We start from the raw sequence: 2,610 nt of genomic DNA, 5'->3' as shown, positions 1-2,610 counted from the left end.
CGACATATCTGCCGACCTCCATCGGCAGATAGTTTGAATCAGAATGTGAGCGATTTGAAAAGCAACTCGATTCAGTCAGTCAGGGAAACGCTCTAGTTATCTTAGATTTCGCCATTGGGCCGCTCCCGATGTAAAATGATAATTAATCCGATTGTTAATCTGTGTATTGAAGTGCAATACATCGTCAAATGCAGAGTTGTTGAGACGCTTCAACATTATTCTGCCCATCGGCCATTCTTCAACAATTCCAAAACCGGACGGGATTTTGAACGTGCTTAAGCTCGGGGGCAGCTATCCGCTTACCTCTTACACCAACGTAGAGATCCCATATCTCTTTCGGTGCATCCCGCCCGACAAAGCCGAGCCTTTGTGCCTCTGAGCCATCGGCATAAGGGATGTCAGGGAAGTTGTCGGCAGTTGCGGCCATCCACCTCTCGGCCTCAAACGCTCCTACAACCACACCGCGGACAACAGCGAGAACATACTGAGCATTCTCAGCGCGTGACTTTGAAATTCTCCAGCAATAGCGGACGAGATTGTATATTGCTCGACGATCGAACTTATTATCAAGCTTATTGATGTTGATCAGAACAAGGCGATGCTCTGGATTCGAAGGAAATGCCGGAAGGCTGTATTTGTCCACGATCTCGACATGGTTCATGGGACCACGGTCGCTGCTGGCGTGGCCGCCCTGGGTGTTAGTGAGGCCTGGATAGGCATCGATCAGTGCAGCCTCGACTTCAAAGATCGCTGTCTCAGGTATCTCATGACGATGGATGACATGTAGCACTTCAAGCCCAGCGTTCTTTATCGCCCGGATGCGATCGAGCTTTGATCCAAGTGTTTGGCTGTCGTCATCTGTTAAGTCTGCGACGCCAGCGGCATGATCGAATACGCGATTGTTACGACCTTTACCAACGTAAAACGTCTCGCCGTTCCGCGGATCGATGAGGCGATAGACGTAGTTGCCAAGCCGCTCGCATACTTCTTCAGAAAATCGCATGGCCGCCCCTTAGTTCAAGCTGATGATCTTCGCGGGCGAGAAGTTCTGAAACTTCTTAAACCCGCTGACCATTCCCTTGCCTGGCATGGGTGTGCCAATCGACCCTTTCAGCCAGCACTGCTTCTTCGCATAATTATAGGAGAATGCCATGCAGCGATTGTCGTCAACGCAAGCGAGGCGACAGTCGAGCGGCGTCTTGGCGGTGCTATGAGGGCGTGGGGAGAGATCGCCGCCTCGAAAGTCAACGTCGTGAAAGAGTGCGCTCTGCGGGTCGATCGTTCCAAGAGCAAATGTCGGCGGGTCGGCGTCGGCACCGCTGAGGAATCGGCCTGAGAAGGCGACACTATTTCCATCTGCCCGCCCTGCGCTGGATTTGAGGAAGCAGTTCGGTCCTTTTGTGATCTTTGGGTTGGCGTTGAAGGTGAACGCCTTGCATTGACCGTTCATCACCAGACAACTCTGAGCACATTCCGCAGCGTCGCTTGCGCGGATAGAAGAAATGTCGTCGCCGAAGAGATCCAAGCCGGTATAGACGGCGATCCGATTTGGGCGCTTCGTGAATTCTTCGATCGTTGAGAGTTTCGCTTGAGTCTGCGGCGTCGGCGTTGCGCTTACCGTTGTTTCTGTCGAGTGCGGCTGCTCCGGTGTCACCGGTTGCGTAGTTGATTCCGTTGTGCTCGTCGCGTTTGGGGCGGGCGGAGTTGTATCTGGTGCTGCCGACGCGCCGGCGGCAGAGGGCTTTAACGCATCGCCAGTTCGATTGAGCTTATAACGGTCAATCTCTTCTGGCGTGAAGACGTGCATGTCATTCGGCGGCGTCTTGAACATGACGCTCAACACGTCAACCGGAGTATCGAAGCGGTTGAGGACGTCAATGATGTCGGAAATCGTGAGCTGCGCTCCCACAAGGTCCGAGGTATCAGAGGAAATCTGATGCACGCCGAGCTTGCCGTCAACTTTCCGCTCGATGCCGGCAAGAAACATATAAGCACATGCGGATAGGCATGCGCTGTCTTTCGGGATGTAGGTCGCGAGCTTTCGCTCATGAATATCGTCCGCCATCAGCAGACCCATTTGCACGGCGCCGCCTGAGCTGTTCAAGGTAATAAGCTTAGCGCCGGGGGCTGCGTGAAGAGCCCGCCGGAAGTTGAGCGCTGAGCCGACGTCGATATCGCCGTTCATCACTATGACATCTGGCTTGGCGTCATCCAAGACAAACGGGCCAAAGACTTTCTCAGACGCGGCTGCAGGGCTGGCCATTGTTGTTACACATAGCGCAGCGCTCAACGCGGCAGATCGAAGCAATTTATGCATGAACAAGCCCCCAGCCCAAGATTATCAAACTACATAGACCTCAAGCTGACAAGGTTGTTGTAGGCGCGAGGCTGTATATTCTGGATTGCGGTTAATGGACGACGCTCGTTCCGGGATAATCCTTGGCACCTCTCCAGGGGCATACTACGCGTGATCTTCAATTTCGATTGGAGATGACATGGCAACGATCAGAAAGCTTAGCACTACTTTGGCAGAATTGAATTTGGGGTCATTAGGAACCTGATACGGCAGTGAGGACATCGTTGTGGTGGATGGTGGTTTGAGAGCGCGGC

Annotated in this window: 2 protein-coding genes; both read right to left on the bottom strand. The window is 53.3% G+C overall.

Going from position 1 to position 2,610, the window contains the following annotated elements; genetic code table 11:
- Positions 1-238 precede the first annotated feature (238 nt).
- Positions 239-1,003: a hypothetical protein gene (locus FHT84_RS31210; protein ID WP_183765878.1), complete on the bottom strand. Its 765-nt coding sequence runs from the start codon at positions 1,001-1,003 to the stop codon at positions 239-241.
- A 9-nt stretch (positions 1,004-1,012) separates the two neighbouring features.
- On the bottom strand, positions 1,013-2,317 hold the full coding sequence (locus FHT84_RS31205) for a PAN domain-containing protein (protein ID WP_246698693.1): 1,305 nt from the start codon (positions 2,315-2,317) through the stop codon (positions 1,013-1,015).
- Positions 2,318-2,610: the final 293 nt, after the last annotated feature.

Origin of the sequence: Rhizobium sp. BK289 (genome assembly GCF_014193575.1) — a bacterium.
GTDB classification, from domain to species: domain Bacteria; phylum Pseudomonadota; class Alphaproteobacteria; order Rhizobiales; family Rhizobiaceae; genus Rhizobium; species Rhizobium tropici_C.
The sequence above is the reverse complement of the archived record's forward strand: the minus strand, read 5'-3'. Positions and strand labels throughout refer to the sequence as shown.